The 17305-nt window shown below is 34.1% G+C and carries 15 protein-coding genes; 14 read left to right on the forward strand and 1 reads right to left on the reverse strand.

The window, feature by feature from the left end; all coding sequences use genetic code 11:
- Positions 1-43: 43 nt before the first annotated feature.
- From cysK to mnmE, 9 genes are all read left to right on the forward strand, one after another.
- The gene (cysK, locus tag EQ921_RS03315) at positions 44-955 is read left to right on the forward strand and encodes a cysteine synthase A (RefSeq protein WP_128151202.1); all 912 of its coding nucleotides are present in this window, start codon (positions 44-46) and stop codon (positions 953-955) included.
- Positions 942-1793, forward strand: a complete 852-nt coding sequence (gene cobA, locus EQ921_RS03320; RefSeq protein ID WP_255424415.1) for a uroporphyrinogen-III C-methyltransferase — start codon at positions 942-944, stop codon at positions 1791-1793. The genes cysK and cobA overlap by 14 nt, the downstream gene beginning before the upstream one ends.
- Positions 1783-3459 carry a sulfite reductase flavoprotein subunit alpha gene (locus EQ921_RS03325; protein WP_128330544.1) on the forward strand — a complete coding sequence of 559 codons (1677 nt, stop codon included), beginning with the start codon at positions 1783-1785 and terminating at the stop codon, positions 3457-3459. Before cobA ends, EQ921_RS03325 begins: the two co-directional genes overlap by 11 nt.
- Positions 3460-3481: 22 nt before the next feature.
- Positions 3482-5128 (forward strand): NADPH-dependent assimilatory sulfite reductase hemoprotein subunit, encoded by a 1647-nt coding sequence (locus tag EQ921_RS03330; protein ID WP_128330545.1) that lies wholly within the window; start codon positions 3482-3484, stop codon positions 5126-5128.
- 76 nt (positions 5129-5204) lie between these two features.
- The gene (locus EQ921_RS03335; protein ID WP_128330676.1) at positions 5205-6659 is read left to right on the forward strand and encodes a TSUP family transporter; all 1455 of its coding nucleotides are present in this window, start codon (positions 5205-5207) and stop codon (positions 6657-6659) included.
- A 22-nt stretch (positions 6660-6681) separates the two neighbouring features.
- Entirely contained in the window at positions 6682-7347 is a 666-nt protein-coding gene (def, locus tag EQ921_RS03340) for a peptide deformylase (RefSeq protein ID WP_221410459.1), read from the forward strand.
- On the forward strand, positions 7340-7882 hold the full coding sequence (locus EQ921_RS03345; RefSeq protein WP_128330547.1) for a hypothetical protein: 543 nt from the start codon (positions 7340-7342) through the stop codon (positions 7880-7882). Before def ends, EQ921_RS03345 begins: the two co-directional genes overlap by 8 nt.
- Before the next feature lie 3 nt (positions 7883-7885).
- Positions 7886-8131 carry a hypothetical protein gene (locus EQ921_RS03350; protein ID WP_128330548.1) on the forward strand — a complete coding sequence of 82 codons (246 nt, stop codon included), beginning with the start codon at positions 7886-7888 and terminating at the stop codon, positions 8129-8131.
- 43 nt (positions 8132-8174) lie between these two features.
- Positions 8175-9545: a tRNA uridine-5-carboxymethylaminomethyl(34) synthesis GTPase MnmE gene (gene mnmE, locus EQ921_RS03355; protein WP_128330549.1), complete on the forward strand. Its 1371-nt coding sequence runs from the start codon at positions 8175-8177 to the stop codon at positions 9543-9545.
- A gap of 147 nt (positions 9546-9692) precedes the next feature.
- Here mnmE and EQ921_RS03360 read toward each other — a convergent pair whose 3' ends face one another.
- Positions 9693-10301 carry a hypothetical protein gene (locus tag EQ921_RS03360; RefSeq protein WP_128330550.1) on the reverse strand — a complete coding sequence of 203 codons (609 nt, stop codon included), beginning with the start codon at positions 10299-10301 and terminating at the stop codon, positions 9693-9695.
- A gap of 397 nt (positions 10302-10698) precedes the next feature.
- Between EQ921_RS03360 and EQ921_RS03365 the strand changes: the two genes are divergently transcribed.
- From EQ921_RS03365 to EQ921_RS03385, 5 genes are all read left to right on the forward strand, one after another.
- A complete protein-coding gene (locus tag EQ921_RS03365) occupies positions 10699-13437 on the forward strand; it encodes a tetratricopeptide repeat protein (protein ID WP_164875568.1) in 2739 nt (912 codons plus the stop codon).
- A 437-nt stretch (positions 13438-13874) separates the two neighbouring features.
- On the forward strand, positions 13875-14141 hold the full coding sequence (locus tag EQ921_RS03370) for a hypothetical protein (protein WP_128330552.1): 267 nt from the start codon (positions 13875-13877) through the stop codon (positions 14139-14141).
- Between the two features lie 304 nt (positions 14142-14445).
- Positions 14446-15831, forward strand: a complete 1386-nt coding sequence (locus EQ921_RS03375) for a hypothetical protein (protein WP_128330553.1) — start codon at positions 14446-14448, stop codon at positions 15829-15831.
- On the forward strand, positions 15806-16432 hold the full coding sequence (locus tag EQ921_RS03380; RefSeq protein WP_128330554.1) for a hypothetical protein: 627 nt from the start codon (positions 15806-15808) through the stop codon (positions 16430-16432). The genes EQ921_RS03375 and EQ921_RS03380 overlap by 26 nt, the downstream gene beginning before the upstream one ends.
- Positions 16433-16436: 4 nt before the next feature.
- Positions 16437-17294: a hypothetical protein gene (locus EQ921_RS03385; protein ID WP_128330555.1), complete on the forward strand. Its 858-nt coding sequence runs from the start codon at positions 16437-16439 to the stop codon at positions 17292-17294.
- Positions 17295-17305 lie beyond the last annotated feature (11 nt).

The following is a 17305-nucleotide window of genomic DNA, read 5'->3' on the forward strand; positions in this document are numbered from 1 at the left end:
AAATAAAAGTAGAAATAAAAAACCAATTTATAAAAAACATAAAATGAAAGCAAAAAACATATTAGAAACCATAGGAAAAACACCGGTTGTAAAACTTGAAAATTTATTCGGAAAATCAAAAAACGTCTGGATTAAACTCGAAAGAAATAACCCTGGAAACAGTATAAAAGATCGTATTGCACTGGCAATGATAGAAGATGCTGAAAATAAAGGACTCTTAAAGCCGGATAGTGTTATTGTGGAACCAACTTCGGGAAATACAGGAATCGGTCTGGCATTGGTAGGAGCAGTAAAAGGGTATCGGGTGATTTTGGTTATGCCTGAATCTATGAGTATAGAGAGAAGAAAACTTATGGAAATCTACGGTGCGGAATTCGAATTGACACCCCGTGAAAAAGGAATGAAAGGAGCTATTGAAAAAGCAGCGGAATTAGTAAAAGAAATTCCGAATGCATGGTCTCCGCAACAATTCAATAATCAGGCAAACGTAGAAGTACACGAAAAAACGACCGCTCAGGAAATAATCAACGATTTTCCGGAAGGAGTAGATTACCTGATTACCGGAGTAGGTACCGGAGGACATATCACCGGAGTGGCTAAAGTATTGAAAAATAAGTTTCCCAATGTGAAGATTATTGCCGTAGAACCTGAATTATCACCGGTTTTAAGCGGAGGTCAGCCGGGACCACACCCGTTACAGGGTTTAGGAGCCGGGTTTATACCGGAAATTGTGCAGAAAGATTTAATTGACGAAGTAATACAGGTAGGAAAAGACGAAGCTTTTAGCTATGCCCGTGACATTGCCCGTAAAGAAGGAATTTTAGTAGGAATTTCCACCGGAGCCTCCCTGGCGGCCGTTGCTAAAAAAATATCACAATTACCGGACGAAGCCACTATTGTGACCTTTAATTATGATACCGGAGAAAGATATCTTTCTGTAGATGGATTGTTTTAATAGTAAAAACCGAAGAAAACCTATGATATCTGTAACTAAAGGAAAAGTTGTTTTAGCCGGTGCAGGTCCCGGAGATCCGGACTTGATCAGTGTGAAGGCACTGAAATATGTACAAATAGCCGACGTTATTTTAACCGACCGGCTGGTGTCCCCGGAAATTATTGTGAATTATGCGCGTAAAGATGCCGTTGTTATTTATGTGGGCAAGCAATGTTCCCGTGGAATTCATACGCCTCAGGAAGATATTAATGCACTGATGGTGGAATTTGCAATGCAGAATAAGCTGGTTTTACGGTTAAAAGGAGGAGATGCCTCTTTATTTTCCAATATACTGGATGAACTGGAAACCCTAAAGAACCATCAGATTCAGTATGAAATAATTCCCGGAATTTCGGCAGCTTTCGGAGCAGCTGCATACACCGGAATTCCTTTGACAGCCAGAGAACATTCCAGAGGGGTACGTTTTTTAACACTTTTTGACTTAGGTTCCGTACCGGGCACACAATGGGAAGATTGGGCTTCTACCGAAGATACGCTGGTTTTTTACATGAGCGGTAAAAAGTTAAATCAGCTGGCCGATTTGCTCATAGAATTTAAAATAGAATCGACCAAAGGACTGGCGGTAATCCAGCAGGCTACTACTCCGAATCAGAAAACGAAGGTTTTTTCATTCGGGGAACTGAAACAGCAAAACCTGCCCGATTTTGAATACGTTCCTACGCTGATTATGATAGGCAGCGTTGTGAATCTTCACCAGCAATATGCCTGGTATGCAGAAGCTCAAAACACAAAATCTTATTTTGATAACCATTTAATTAACCTGCAGTATGCTAGCTAACGAAAAACTTATAGAACTTAAAGGACTGGTTCAGAAATATTCCAGAGAAGAGCTGATCTGGACCAGCGGGTATCTGGCAGGAATTATTGAGAATTTTCAAAATCAGCCAGCTTCAGATCCGGAATTTAAAGAAGATATAAAAGAAGCTCCGCCGGTAAAACCAACCATTATATACGGTACAGAGACAGGGAATTCTAAAAAGCTGGCTTTGCAGTTACAAAGTTTGCTGAAAAAAAATAAAATTCAGTCCAAAGTCTATGATACCTTTCAATATCCGGTAGATAAAATTGAAAAGGAAGAATTTCTGCTTATAATAATGAGCACTCAGGGTGAAGGTGAGCCTCCGCAGAATGCCCTCAAATTTTTCGATATGCTGGCAAACTCCAGCGTTACTCTGACCCAAACCCGCTTTGCCGTTTTTGGGCTGGGAGATTCTTCCTATCCGCTCTTTTGTAAGGCGGCTGAGGAAATAGAATTGTTGCTTGCCCGTTTGGGAGCACAGCCTGCGAAAGAACTGCAAAAAGCAGATGTAGATTATGTGCCGGTGGCTGAAGCCTGGTTTGCGGAACTGCTTCCTTTACTAAAGAGTTCCGGAAAAATTCCGGCTCCGGAAAATAAATTGACGAAAGGAGGGGAATCTTCAATTAAAAAAAATTACCTGGGAACTTTGAAACATAAGATAGTGCTGAATGATAAAGGTTCAAACAAAGAAACCTATCATATAGAAATAGTTCCCCAGGAAGAAGTAGCCTATGAACCGGGGGATGCCGTAGGAATTTATCCTGCAAATAATTTATCTGAAGTAAAAGAAATCGCACGTTTGCTTCAGGCAGAGGAACGTTTTGAAGAATTACTGGAAAAAAATATCAGGGGGCTGACCCGGAAAAGTCTGACTAGAATTCCAGCCTTTAAAGGGTTGGAAATAGAAGAAGAAAAACTGGATCTTTTGGATGTATTAAAAAAGTATTCTCCTGAAGAAAATCTTTCATTCGATGAAATCCTTGATCATCTTTATGCTATTTCTCCCCGGCTTTATTCCGTAACTTCCTCTTCGGAAGCACATGACGGAGAAGTCCATCTGGCGGTTACTCTAGATACTTTTACAGTGGATAATCTACCCAGAACCGGATGGTGCTCGCAATACCTGGCCAATTATCCGAAAGATGAGATACTTCCCTTTTATATTCATAAAAACCGGAACTTTAAACTTCCGGCAGAAGATAAGGATATTATTATGATTGGTCCCGGAACAGGAATTGCACCGTTCCGAAGTTTTCTTGCCCATCGCGATGCTACCGGGGCAGAAGGACGCAACTGGCTGTTTTTCGGAGAGCAGCACTTTGTTTCAGACTTTTATTTTCAGACAGAAATACAGGAATGGTTGTCTAATGGGGTACTTACCCGTCTGGACACCGCATTTTCCCGGGATCAGGATGAAAAGATATATGTGCAGGATCGATTAAAAGAAAAATCTCGTGAATTGTACGACTGGATCTCAGGAGGAGCCTATTTGTATATCTGCGGACAAAAACATCCGATGAGCATAGAAGTAGAAAATACGCTGGCCGCTATCATCGCGGAAGAAGGTAAGATGAGCAGGGAAGAAGCTCATTCGATTTTAGAAGCTTTAGAGCTCGAAGGTCGTTTCCAGAAAGACGTTTATTAAATAACCCAACCTTAAAAATGCAATGAATAACGAAAAATTATCACCTATAGAAATAATTAAAGAGAAAAGTGACGGGCTGAGAGGCAGCCTGAGTGCTAGTCTCACGGATAACTATACAGGCACTATTCGCCCGGATGATGAGGCCCTGATTAAATTTCACGGAATGTATGTTCAGGATGACAGAGACCGGAGAAATGAACGAGCCGAAAAAAAGCTGGAAAGGCTGTATTCATTTATGCTTCGTCTTCGTATTCCGGGAGGAGTAATTTCCTCCGGACAATGGCAGTCCATTCATGAAATTTCCCAAAAATACGGTACAGGTACGCTGAAAATTACCACACGTCAAACCATTCAGCTTCACGGATTGTTGAAACATCAGTTGCGTCCGACCATCCAGGGATTTCTTCTGGCTAAGCTGGATTCCATAGCTGCTTGCGGCGATGTAAACCGGAACGTAATCAGCAGTGCGCATCCCCAGGTATCCCCTCTATTTGAAGAAATACATGCCTATGCAGATAAAATCTCCCGTCTGCTCCTTCCTAAAACGCAATCGTATTATGAAGTATGGATAGACGGAGAAAAAATATACGAACGTTCGGCAGAAGCAGATCCTTTATATCAGCATCGTTATCTGCCCCGTAAATTTAAAATAGCCATAGCCATTCCTCCTTCCAATGATGTGGATGTCTTTGCCAACGATTTAGGGTTAATTGCCATAATTAAAGAGGGGAAATTCAGGGGATTTAATATTGCTATAGGCGGAGGAATGGGTGCCACCCATGGAAATCCGGATACATACCCCAGATTGGGAACCCTGATAGGTTTTGCAGATACGGAAGAGAAGATCCTGAAAGCTTTATATGAGGTAATTACCATCCAGAGAGACTTCGGAAACCGGAGCGATCGGAAATTGTCCAGGCTGAAATATACGCTGGATCGAATGGGCGTTGAAAACTTTGTTGCTGAGCTGGAAAAAAGAACGGGGTTTTCTTTGTTACCTCCAGAGGACTATGAATTTACCGAAAGAAACGATCGATACGGCTGGCTGAAAAATCATCAGAATTTGTGGTTTTATACTCTTTTTGTAGAGCACGGGGTAGTTAAACCTTATCAAAAAGAATTTTTGCATGAGCTTTCACTGCTTGATATTTCTGATTTCCGTTTTACCTGTAACCAGAATCTCATTCTGGGTTCCATATCGGAAGAGGATAAAGAAAAGGTGGTACAGCTGATTACTAAATACGGAATAGAGGAAAAAGATAGTGCCCTGCGTAAAAGCTCCATGGCTTGTGTGGCTTTACCTACCTGTCCGCTTGCATTGGCAGAAGGACAGCGTTATCTGCCGGAGCTGGTAACTAAAATTGAGCCATTGCTGGAAAAGCATGGGTTGGATAAAGAAGAAATAAGTATCCGGATGACCGGATGTCCTAATGGCTGCGGTCGACCCTATGTAGCAGAAATCGGGTTTGTAGGAACCGGTCCGGGACAGTATAATCTGATGCTGGGCGGAGACCGTCTGGGAACGCGCCTGAATCAGCTGTACAAAAAACAGCTGGATGAGTCGGAAATTCTTTCGGAATTAGATACACTTTTTACCCAATATACTCAAGAACAATTACCCAATGAAACATTCGGAGACTTTACCCACAGAATCAGCTTTTCTGCCTGAGGGATTTGATAAAGCCCAATACACGAATTACTTTCCATCCTCTGAAATTGCGGAGGAATTCAAAATAAATCAAACCATGGACAATACTTTATTTCCTATATTTCTTAAAACAGATACTCACCGGTTTCTTATCGTGGGAGGAGGCAACATAGGGCTGGAAAAGACCGAAACACTTTTGCGGCAAAACCCTAAGGTAGCCATCCGCCTTATAGCCAAAGAAATCAGCCGTGAGCTGAAAGCAGTTCTGAAGGAACACCCTCATATCGAATGGGAAGAACGAACGCTGGAAGATGCGGATTTTTCAGAGATTGATTTTCTGATTGCAGCTACTGACGACTCCGATTTTAACAGACAAATCAAAGAAAAAGCCAACCAGAAAGGCATATTGGTAAATGCGGCAGATCAGCCCGACCTGTGTGATTTTTATTTAGGTTCCATTGTGAATAAAGGGCATCTGAAAATTGCTATTTCCACAAACGGGAAATCTCCGGTTCTGGCCAGAAGGCTTCGCGAATATCTGGAAGCATCAATTCCGGAAAATATTCATGAAAGCATTGAAAACCTGAACCGGTTCAGAAACCAACATCAGGGAGACCTTAAAACCAAGCTCGAAGCTCTAAATGAAGTTACGGAAATATTAGGCAAGAAAGAGCTGAATAAAAAGGAAGGGAAAAAATATAAGCGCCTGGCTTTTGATATTTCCATGATATTCATGGCTGTCTTTATAGGGTATGGTTTGTCTTCCTTAATTTCAGTTCAGGAACTGCAAATGTATATGAGTGATGTGCCTACCATTTTTTATGCCATGATAGGAGTAGGCTTCCTCGCACAAATGGTGGACGGTGCCATAGGGCTGGGCTATGGAGTGACCTCTACGACCAGTATGATGCTTTTCGGAATAAAACTTCCGGCCATCAGCGGGAGTGTGCATATTGCCGAAATGTTTTCCAGCGGAATCAGTGGATTTTCACATTATAAATTCGGCAATGTAAACAAAAAACTCCTTTTCTGGCTGGCTATTCCCGGAAGTATTGGTGCTATTATAGGCTCTTTGCTCCTTATTTATGTAGGCGACAAGTACGAAACCATTGCCTATGCCGTACTGGCCACGTATACGATGATTATAGGTATACGGTTGATTGTTATTGCTTTTCGTAAGAAAATTGAAAAAAAGAAAATCAAGCATACCGGAGTTCTGGGTTTTGCCGGAGGTTTTTTTGATGCTTTCGGAGGAGGAGGCTGGGGGCCTATTGTTACATCCACTCTTTTATCTAAGGGTAGAAAATCCAGATATGTGGTGGGAACGGTAAGTATGGCAGAATTTTTTATTACACTGTCGGCTTCGATTACATTTTTTATATACTTAGGAGTAACCCACTGGTACATAGTGGCCGGACTTATTATCGGCGGAACTATTGCGGCTCCTATTGCGGCCCGTCTGGCAGGTAAATTACCTCAGCGGGCAGCTGTGCTTGCTGTGGCTATACTGGTTATTATTTCCAGTCTCCGAATTCTTTACAGTTTGCTATAATTTTTTGCTTATATTTTATGGAATGCCCCTGAAGTTGTACAGACTCAGGGGTATTTTTTATAATAAGCCGTCAGAATTTAGTATTTTTGTTCTGATGAAACTTTGGTTACCTCTTTTAATATTATTTCTTTTTACAGGCTGTGCATCGGTATTTACGGAGTCTGAAAAGACCTTGATTTATCAAAATCCGGAATCTCCGGCGCGTCTCATTACGCTGAAAAATCCATCTGATTCCCTTATTTTAAGGCGTCGATCGGTAGATATAAAAAACAGCCGAAAGAATAAAGACCTGCCTCAGCTGGTAAAAAAGCTATACCTGACTATGCTGGCTGAAAACGGGGTAGGTATTGCAGCGCCTCAAATCGGAATTAACAGGAATATTTTTTTATTTTATCGTTTAGATCTTCCGGAAAAAAGTGTGGAGGTGGCAATTAATCCCAGAATTGTTTCTCATTCAGAGGAACTGTTTTGCTTTCGGAACGATGGATGTTTATCCGTTCCGGATCAATATGGAAACTCCCGAAGGTATGCCTGGGTGGAAGTGGAATATATAAACCAGAATGGAGAAAAGGTTAGAAATCGTTTTAATGGCGGTAGCCGTGCCGAGGATTATACCGGAATTATATTTCAGCATGAGTTTGACCATATTAACGGGAAACTTTATATAGATCGGAAATGCAATGAATAAACATACTCTTTTCTTTATTACGTTCTGTTGGCTTTATGCATCCTGCACCTTTACATCTAAGGAAAGTAATAACTCAACAAATCCGCTGAATGTATCTGAAAAAATACAAAATTCAGAGATGAATCATTTCAGTAAAATAGACTGCTTATATTCTCCTGATAGTCTATATTCTTTTACTCTTTATAAAATCAAGGATTCCGTATTATTTAATCGGCTATATGATAAATTTAAAACTCATGAACCAGTACCTTTTCGTGTGACAGATATTGATAGTATCCGTACTCTGATAAAGGGTAAAGTTGAAATGGAGAAAAATGAGTATGATATTATTTTAGTTCATAGTTTTAAGGCTTTAAATGGTAAAGAAAAGGTATTCCTGCCCTACACGGAAGAAGGACTTTTGCTAGCCTATTATCCGGAATATAATTTTTTACTAATGGAGGGAGGTCATTCCAGTGATGAGGGTTATGATTTAACTACCGGAGAGTCTATTTATGAAGCAGGGAATCCGGCAACCCAGATGTTTTCTCCTTAACGTTTGTATAGAATCAGCGGGATTTATGGAGGTCAGGAATGTTCAACTTATATAATTCAGAGAGCTAATCAAGGAGAAAGGCTACATAAAATGGGAAATATATTTAGTGAAACTTCGAATGTGTGTAATATTCATCGATATTTTTGGGAAAATGATCATGTTTTTTATTTTTCTGAAAAAGTTTATGGAATAGGCTATGAAGAAGGTAAGGAGAAATACTACAAACTAATAATAAAAAAACGAGAGTAAAAAAGATCTTAGATCTATCTTTGTCAAATATTAAGAAATTAAAATGTTTCAGGATACAATTTGTGCATTAGCGACTCCGCAGGGCATCGGAGCCTTAGGAATTATACGGGTTTCGGGAAACGAATCTATATCTATAGTTAATTCTGTGTTTAAAGGAAAAAACCTGGAACAGGCTTCTTCCCATACTGTCGTATACGGATATATCAGGGACGGAGAAGAAATTATAGACGAGGTAATGGTTTCCGTATTTCGTGCCCCGAAAACCTTTACTGCGGAAAACCTGGTGGAAATAACCTGTCATGGTTCTCATTATATAGAACAAAAAATACTTTCTCTTTTATTAACCCAAGGCTGTCGTCTGGCACAGGCAGGTGAATTTACCCAGCGTGCTTTTCTTCATGGACGAATCGATTTAAGCCAGGCGGAGGCAGTGGCGGATCTGATAGCAGCAGAAAATAAAGCCAGCCACGATATGGCTCTGTCCCAAATGCGGGGTGGTTTTTCTTCGCTTTTAAAGGAACTTCGGATAGAATTGCTGGATTTGGCTTCTTTGCTGGAGCTGGAACTTGATTTTTCGGAAGAAGATGTGGAATTTGCCGACCGTTCCCAGCTTATCGGGCTAATGGATCAGATTCTTACTACCGTTCAGCCGCTTATTGATTCTTTTTCCTATGGAAATGCTCTCAAAAACGGAGTGCCTGTAACCATATTAGGAAAACCGAATGCCGGAAAATCAACGCTATTGAATGCTCTGTTACAGGAAGATCGTGCCATTGTCAGTGATATTGCCGGAACTACCCGGGATACGATTGAAGAATCCTTAATTATTCACGGGGTTCAGTTCCGTTTTATTGATACGGCCGGACTCAGGGAAACGGAAGACACGATTGAAGCGATTGGAGTAGCCAAAGCAATGGAAAAAGCCAAAGAAGCTTCCATTATTTTATATCTGGCTGATATGGAATCTTTGGATTGGGAGGAAGTTCGTACAGATTTAAATAAATTTCACAGAGATAATTTGTATCTGATGATTTGCCTGACCAAGCAGGATAAAATATCCCATTTTGATAATTCATCAATACCGGAAGAGATATTGCAAACTTACCCGGTACTTACCTTATCGGTGAAAACCAATCCGGATCTCACCGAGCTTAAGGAAAAAATGTATGCCTATATAGAACAGCAAAAAACAACCTCACAAACCATTGTAAATAATGCACGGCATTTAAATGCGTTGGTTCGTGCGAAAGAATCTTTGGTCTTGTGTAAAGAAGGATTGCAAAACGGACTGAGTAGTGAGCTGGTAGCTATTGATCTGCGCAGAGCATTGGAAGCCTTAGGTGAAATTGTGGGACAGGTTTCTAACGATGAATTGCTCGGAAATATTTTTGGTAAGTTTTGTATCGGAAAGTAATTTGCAATTTTAAAGCCTAAATTATTGTAGTTGAAGTGATTTGTAATAAGAGGCTTGGAATCAATTTTTGTTGGTATTAATTTGTAAAAGACTTTTGAAAATAACAGGTAATTATATTTAGTTAAAAATAAAGTTTTTAGAAAGATATCACCAAAATTTCCACCACGGTTTTTTATTTTCTACGAAAGAATCATTAAATTTTTTATAATAAGGTCTTATAATACTTTTATCATATAGGAAACTCTTCGTGTCAATATTATATTCAAAAGGAATCCATAAATCATCAGTAGGCGTAGGTTCATAAAAAAGACCTGTAATTATATTATTCTCTGATATTTTCATTTCTACTAAACCGTAAAATGAAATTTTTTCAGAATCCCAGTAATTTCCTTTAGAATCTATAACAGTTAAGCGTGTGTCGTTATATAGAATAATTCTTCCGTCGTTAGATGAAAGGCAATTAATATAGTCTCCTCCAAAAATTTCAATAGGTTGTGTTTTATCTGGATTTATTATAAAACATTTGCCACTTGAAATAACTAATATATAAGGTGTTTCTAGTTCAAAAATAGTATTAAAATCGGTTATTCCTGTTTCAAAATTGGCCACCCAACTGCTTCCGTCTGATTTATAAAAACGAACAGGCAAGCCTTCATAGTAAAAAGGTTTTCCATTTTGGGAAATAGGAATATACATAGGACCGTACGTAGGAAGTGATTTTAATATTTCAAATGGTTTAGATTTTGGCACATTCATATTTTAGAAAATATTTTACTAAAGTAGTTTTTTCATTATAAAAGACATTAAGTAAAAGCTGTATTCTAAATTATTTAATAATGAATAATTTAAAAAATACCAAATTTATAAACTTACAGAAGCAGATAAAATTGATTTTATTATGGATTGGGGTAAAGTTTCAAAAGCTATGGTAAAAGTAATTTACCATAATAAAAATGGAGATAAAATAATTGGTTATATGATAACTTCTTCTTTACAGTTTTTGGAGGCGGGATAAATTAATATAATTTATTAAATTTGAAAGAAATAATTAAATTAAAATTTGAAACTAGATTTTGATACTATAGATTTTTTTAAAAGGAATACAGATGCTATTTCTACTAATAGAGGATTTTATTATCAATATCTATCTGTTTTGAAAAAATGGATATCAAACTTTGTTAATGGAAGTGAAGATGAAATTTATACTGAAGTAGAGAATGATATAAAAGAAGTAGGAAAAGAGTATAGGTTTACTCAATTGAAGTGTTATACTTCATCATTTAGTTTAAATTCTGAAGAGATAAAAAAAACACTTTTTGATTTTTTTATACTTTACTTAAAGTATAAAAATGAAAAATTAGATCCTGTTTTTTATTTTACTACAAATTCAAGTATCAAAAAAAATGAAAAACTGCTTAGTAGATGGGTTGATAAAACAATATTTCATGATGATTCTGATAAATGTGTTTTCTTTAAAAGAATAAAAAAAATACTTATTGATGAAATAAAAAAGATTAAAGAAAATAAACTGAAATTTATAAAAGAGAATTTAGAACTAAAAAAAGAGATTAATGATAAATACAATAATATAAAGTATATAATTGATAATGAAGAGATCGTATTAAATTTTACTAAGACAATTCATTGGGGATTTGGAGAGCAAACAACAGAAGAATCTATTAAAAATTTAAGAGAAGAAATCTTTTCTATTTTAGCAAATAAGAAATTTAAAAATCGATCTGTAGATATATTATTCAGAGTGTTATTATCTGAAATTTATAGATGTTCTCAAGAATCTGAAATATCTAATAGATGTTTAAATAAAATAGGTTTAGAAAAAATATTATCATTTAATGATGAGGAAGTATCAGAAAGAGTAAATAATAAATTTATTCTTCTTATGGGGGTAGAAATAGATGATTTAAAAAATGAAATACAAAATCTTCAGAAGAATATTGAAAACATTAATTCAGAAATAAAAGAATTAAAGCCAAAACAAATAAAGAAAAATTTAACGTTACTTCCTAATATTGATTCTAATAAAATTTTTGGTTGGGAAGAAGAGATAAAGGAGGCAGAGAGAATATTATCTGAAAATAAAGTTATTGCTATTTATAATATTGGTGGTTTTGGTAAAACTACATTTGTTAAGAAGTTGCTATCTCTATATTATGAGCAATTTAAACATATTATTTGGTTAAGTATTGAGAAGTCCATACAAAATGAATTTGTTTTAAATCAAATATTACTATCTAATTTAGATTTGAAATTAAATAAAAAGAATACACTCAACCAACAATTTAAGTTTATTCTCAATGAACTAAATAGAATAGGAGGAAATAATGTACTAATATTAGATATTCAAAAAGATGTTGATGATCCATGTAGTTTAAATGAAATATTAAGTTTAAATAATTGGAAAATTATAATAATATCAAGAAATTATTTTAAATCAATAGTTTCTTATAAATTACCAAATTTAAAAAGAGAAGAATCTAAAAAAATATTTAGTGAATATTGTACGAGAATAGAAATAGATGATTTAGTTTTCAATGATTTTTTAGAGTATGTTAGTAGTAATAATTTAATAGTTGAATTAGTAGCAAAGACTATTGAAAATAGTTTTGATTTGACACTTGAGTTTTTTTTAGAATCATTAAAAAAACAAAATTTAAATCAAAATATCTTTAAAATTGATATTGAATTACAGAATGAATTAATTCAAATTTTTGATTATATACTACAAAAGTTTACATTTGAGGGTTTAAGTACTTCCGAAAAATCATATTTGAAATTCTTATCATTATTACCATCTACAAATATTATAATTAAAGATATAGTTTTAATATGTGGAAAAGAATATTATGAGAGTAATAAGATTGAAATCTCGAATTGGATAAATGGGTTAGAAAGAAAAGGGTTTATTGAATATGAAGATGGAAGAAAAAGTATAAGAATTCATAAAATAATACAAGATTCTGTTTTATACTCTATACAAAAGGAAAAGTTCTTCTTTCCTTTTGCACGATATATTATCTGGTTATCTCATAGACTTAGAGAAGGATATAATTCTCCTAATAAATCATTTAAGTATCTTAAATATGCAGAATCCATACTGAATTCAATCAAAGAAGAATATCGTAGTGAAATTTATCTACCATTATTAGTTTTAGAAAATGAATATCTCCACTTATCAAGTTTTTTTTATATCAGAGAAAATATTGAAGATTATTGGAAGGATTTAATTAAAAGAACTGACAACTATGTTTTAAAAGATGATATATCACTTGCAACAATGTATAATAATTTAGCTTTAAGTCTAAATACATTTAATGATATAGAGAATATAATAAAATACTTAAAAAAATCAGTTTATATATATTATGGTAATTTAGATTCTATTGTAAAAGAAAATAAATTATTAGTATTAATAACTGTTTTGAATAATCTAAGTCAAGCATACATATATAGTAAGGATGTAAAGAATGCATTGAAATATTTTGTTGAAGTTTTAAAAATCAGGGAAAAGTATAACTTTTATAGGGATTCACAAGTAGGAGTAGGATATAATATATTAGCTGAATTATATAGTGTTACAATGGATTTTGATAAATCAATTCTTTTGATAGAAGAAGCAATTAAATATCATAATATGATTCCTGTAGAAGATAGAAATGATGGTTTATTGATGAGTTATTATAATCAATTATCAAAATATAGTTTATTAAAAGATGATCTTAATAGAGCTATAACTTATCAGGAAGAGTGTATAAAAATTCTGGAAGATTTAAGAATTAAGAATAAACAAAGTTTATATATGTATGAGTATTTGAATAAATTATATAAAGCTAGTGGGAGGGAAAAAGATATTAAAAGCATATATAATACTTGACTATTAAGGTAAATGTTCAAATTTTGAAATTAATAAAGAGATTGATTTCTTGTAAATTAATGGAACAAATATTTTTTATATGATGAAGTTAAATTAAATTCATTTGAATATTTTTTCATATATATTGATGAGAAATATATCTTTAGAATTAGTAAATACTTCTACTGTTAGAAGGTATAATTATAATGTAGTTTTTACGAAATGTGTTACTACTTTCATATTAATATACTATTTATGTGTAGAGTTGATTTCTGTATTGGAAAGTAATTTTATTGATGATGAAATAGGATTGAAAAGATTGTAAACTTTACCATTAATAGCTTTCGAAATTAAGAGATATGAATCGTCATAACTAAAAATACGACAATTTTAAGCCTGTCCATTGGGAGAGTATCGGCCAATTTTTTCTTGATTCCTTTGGAGACGAGTATCTTCGAATGTTTGAGCTTGTATTAGAAATTCAGGCTTCAGAACTTAAAGACCGCATAGTTGGAATTACCTCAATGAATACGCTGATGCTCAGTGTAAACCCTCCTATAGACCCGCAAAAAGAAGCCTTGCATATACGTTATTATCCTAAGGAAGAACTATGGTCTTTTGTTTATTATTTTGCTCCCTTTTCACTCACTCGTTTTTCAAGAACCTATCCGGGAGAACAGGGAATTGAAAAATTTCATCAGTTTATTCATTGGACACGCTGGTAGTTAGAATCTGTATCCGTCAGTATATTCCTGTAATCTTATTTTTAGGGTAAACGTATATCAATCTTAAAAACTAATGAATTGAATCTGAACCGGTTTTTCTCATAGGTATTGGATGTTCTTTAAACTATCTATTTAAAAAAAAGAATACCCAACTATATTTTTAATGAGTAATTGTATAAAATGTTTAAACAATAAAACATAATGAGATAATTTATATCTAAAATTTATGGTTTAAATTAATATTTATAATTTAATTTATTATATTTGCGATAAATAAATGTGTATTATTGTATTTTGTAAATCGATGAAGGGAGGAAAAATAGTCCGGATTATAGGAGGCAAAAGTGTAAAGAGAGCTAAAGAATCTATAACCCTTACAGCTACAGAAGGAGATCTTACTTTTAATGCCAGGCAGGTCAATATGATAGGCAGAAATGGAGGTGTACAATACCTGAATGATTATCGGCCGCCTTTACCTTTACAGGTGGCTCAAATAGAAGGCCCTCTGGATGAACAGGGAGAACAGGTTTCAGTAGTAGAAAAAGGGAAATCCTATAAGTTCCGGATTGTCCGGTTTACCCGTGAAATAAAAATGCCGTCCGAACCCCGGCAGGTTTGCTGGGCATTACAATGTGATGAAGAAACTATCCAACAGGTAACAGGCGTTAAGGGTAAGCAGGAAGTAACATTAGATATTTCCGGAAACGAAAGTTCGCGTAAAATCACGATTTATGCATATATTAGTACTCCCGAAGAAGAAGGCAAAGCCGAAGCTGTGCTGAAAGCTAAGGCAGGAGGAATCCATACCCGGTTTTATGATGAGCAGGGACAGCAGATCTATGAAATACCCCCCAAGCTGCATAAAGCTTTTAATGAAGAGTACGGTATAAAGATTGCCTATGATAAAGAAAATGAAATGTTATATCATGAAGGTGACTGTGACCCGGCGTATGAAAAGGTGTCTCCTACAGCTATAGAACATTGGAAAAGGGAACTGAACCCGGAAACTATATCTAAAGGTAAACTATTGTTTGGATATAATTTTGGGTATAAGATTACCAGTAATTATTCGGAATGGAAAGAAAGTATTCCGAATAATGCTCATGAAGTATTTCCGGTTTTTCTAGGAGATTGTCCAAAGATGAAAGGAAAGCATTCTTTAGCTTTAATTGATTTAGGGGATTATGATGACGAGTTACAACCTTTAGGAGTTAAATACGAATTGGCGCAATCTGATAAGGCATATAATATTTATCATATTGAAAAGCCCAAGTTTTCTAATCGGTACATGGGATTAGCCAGAGGATTGGAACATGAATTTATAGGACATGTTATATTAAATTATTTTGATCTTCCACCTTTGGATAGCGTTGGAGCTACAGAAATAGAAAAATTATTAGGTAATATTATACGGGCTGAGATAGGAATTGCTGAGAGAAAACAATCTAATATTATAGAGACAAGTACAAAAGAACAAGTCTTTGTAACTACATTTGGTTTTCATGAAAAGTGTAATGAAAATATTGAAGATTCTTACATATGGCCAGGAGCACCTGAACCAGCCTCTAAATGCCCAAATACGGAAGGTAAAGCTTTAATAAATTTAGAAAATGTTTTAAAATTAGCGCAAACAAATTATACTATTTTAATAAAATACAAATATAATGAAAATATATACGATTTTATTTAGTCTGTTATTATTCAGTTCAATTTTACAAGGGCAAAATTGTTATAACAAATGTTTAAATAGAAAATTAATTGATTCTACGAAAGCAGAAATTTATAAATCTATACTTTTATCGAAAGAGATAAAAAATCAAAATGAGAGTTATTTAATTAATATTGAAACTTTCGATTTGGATATAGATCTTAATAAAATCTTTTTTCTTGATAATGTGTTTTTTTACGATAGAATTAAAGAACAGAAAGATTCTATTACAGTTAAAAAGTTAATAAAAATATTTCCTGATAATTATAAGATATATGAAGAATTGAATGAAAGAAAATATATTGAATATGATCAACGAAGAAAAATGCTCCAGGAATCATTTTCTAAATACAATGATTGGAATGATTCAAATTATATGTATGTTAAAATATATAAGCCATTGACAAACTGGATTAATCTTTATTTTTATTTGTCAAGTGTAGCGGAAGGAAAACCATACGAAATCATACCAGTTATGTATAGTTCTATAAAAAATAATGAAGAAATAGAACGAAAATATATGCTGTATGAAGTGCGCTTTACTAAAGAAGGAGAAATTAAATCTGTAAAAGTGGTAAATTAAGAAAATGTATAACAAGAAGGTTTTACTTTTTCTTAGTTTATTCTTTATTGAAACATCGTTACTTAATGGGCAAATTAAGGATAGCTGTTCCATGTATAGTATATGTGATTCTGAAATAGATACAGTTAAGTTAAATATTTACAAATCAATTCTTCAATCTCAAGAATTGCAGAAAAATAAACAATGTCATATAGTAGGAGTTGATCCTATTTCATTAGATATGAAATATTCACCAGGTTATGAAGCAAGGTTTTATGATATAAAAGAGATAGACGACTCGACATCTATTTATAATTTGAAAAATTTTTTTCCTAATTCCTATAAATTTTATTTTATTAGAGATAAAGTGTCTAATTCTTTGGAAAATAAAGATTACATATTTTATTTAGAAAGATTAGAAGAAAAAAATGATACTCATTCATTAAATTATTTTTACGATGAAATATGTGAAAATAGCTATGATATAATAAAAATACAAGCACCCTTAGATAGTTGGGCTAAAGTTTACGAAGCAAACATTTTATTAAATAAAGCAAGTGTGATAATTCCGGTTATTTATGAATCTTTTATAGATAAACCTAAATATCTTTTATATAAGATAGAATTGTATAAAGGAAGCACTAAAGTAAAAATTAAGGATGATAAAATAGAATTTTTAGAGAATATTCCCGATGAAGATATAATTAATGAAATTAGAGAGCAATTGAGGGATATATTTAAAAAAGGAAAATACACAATTACTTATGAGTATAAGCATATAATAGGAGAGAAAGGTATAAGTATTGATATATTTAATAAAAAACAGCCTAAAAAGCGTTATAGTATCTTAGGCGGAATAATAGGAGCATTTATTGAAAATTGAGAAAAATAAAA

It is taken from the genome of Apibacter sp. HY039, assembly GCF_004023655.1.
GTDB lineage: Bacteria > Bacteroidota > Bacteroidia > Flavobacteriales > Weeksellaceae > Apibacter > Apibacter raozihei.

Coding starts and splice junctions, on each gene's coding strand:
- EQ921_RS03370 (WP_128330552.1), top strand. CDS start 13,875: ATGTTTGAGCTTGTATTAGAAATTCAGGCTTCAGAACTTAAAGACCGC.
- mnmE (WP_128330549.1), top strand. CDS start 8,175: ATGTTTCAGGATACAATTTGTGCATTAGCGACTCCGCAGGGCATCGGA.
- cobA (WP_255424415.1), top strand. CDS start 942: ATGGATTGTTTTAATAGTAAAAACCGAAGAAAACCTATGATATCTGTA.
- def (WP_221410459.1), top strand. CDS start 6,682: ATGCCCCTGAAGTTGTACAGACTCAGGGGTATTTTTTATAATAAGCCG.
- EQ921_RS03375 (WP_128330553.1), top strand. CDS start 14,446: ATGAAGGGAGGAAAAATAGTCCGGATTATAGGAGGCAAAAGTGTAAAG.
- EQ921_RS03335 (WP_128330676.1), top strand. CDS start 5,205: ATGGACAATACTTTATTTCCTATATTTCTTAAAACAGATACTCACCGG.
- EQ921_RS03330 (WP_128330545.1), top strand. CDS start 3,482: ATGAATAACGAAAAATTATCACCTATAGAAATAATTAAAGAGAAAAGT.
- EQ921_RS03345 (WP_128330547.1), top strand. CDS start 7,340: ATGAATAAACATACTCTTTTCTTTATTACGTTCTGTTGGCTTTATGCA.
- EQ921_RS03325 (WP_128330544.1), top strand. CDS start 1,783: ATGCTAGCTAACGAAAAACTTATAGAACTTAAAGGACTGGTTCAGAAA.
- EQ921_RS03360 (WP_128330550.1), bottom strand. CDS start 10,301: ATGAATGTGCCAAAATCTAAACCATTTGAAATATTAAAATCACTTCCT.
- cysK (WP_128151202.1), top strand. CDS start 44: ATGAAAGCAAAAAACATATTAGAAACCATAGGAAAAACACCGGTTGTA.
- EQ921_RS03385 (WP_128330555.1), top strand. CDS start 16,437: ATGTATAACAAGAAGGTTTTACTTTTTCTTAGTTTATTCTTTATTGAA.
- EQ921_RS03380 (WP_128330554.1), top strand. CDS start 15,806: ATGAAAATATATACGATTTTATTTAGTCTGTTATTATTCAGTTCAATT.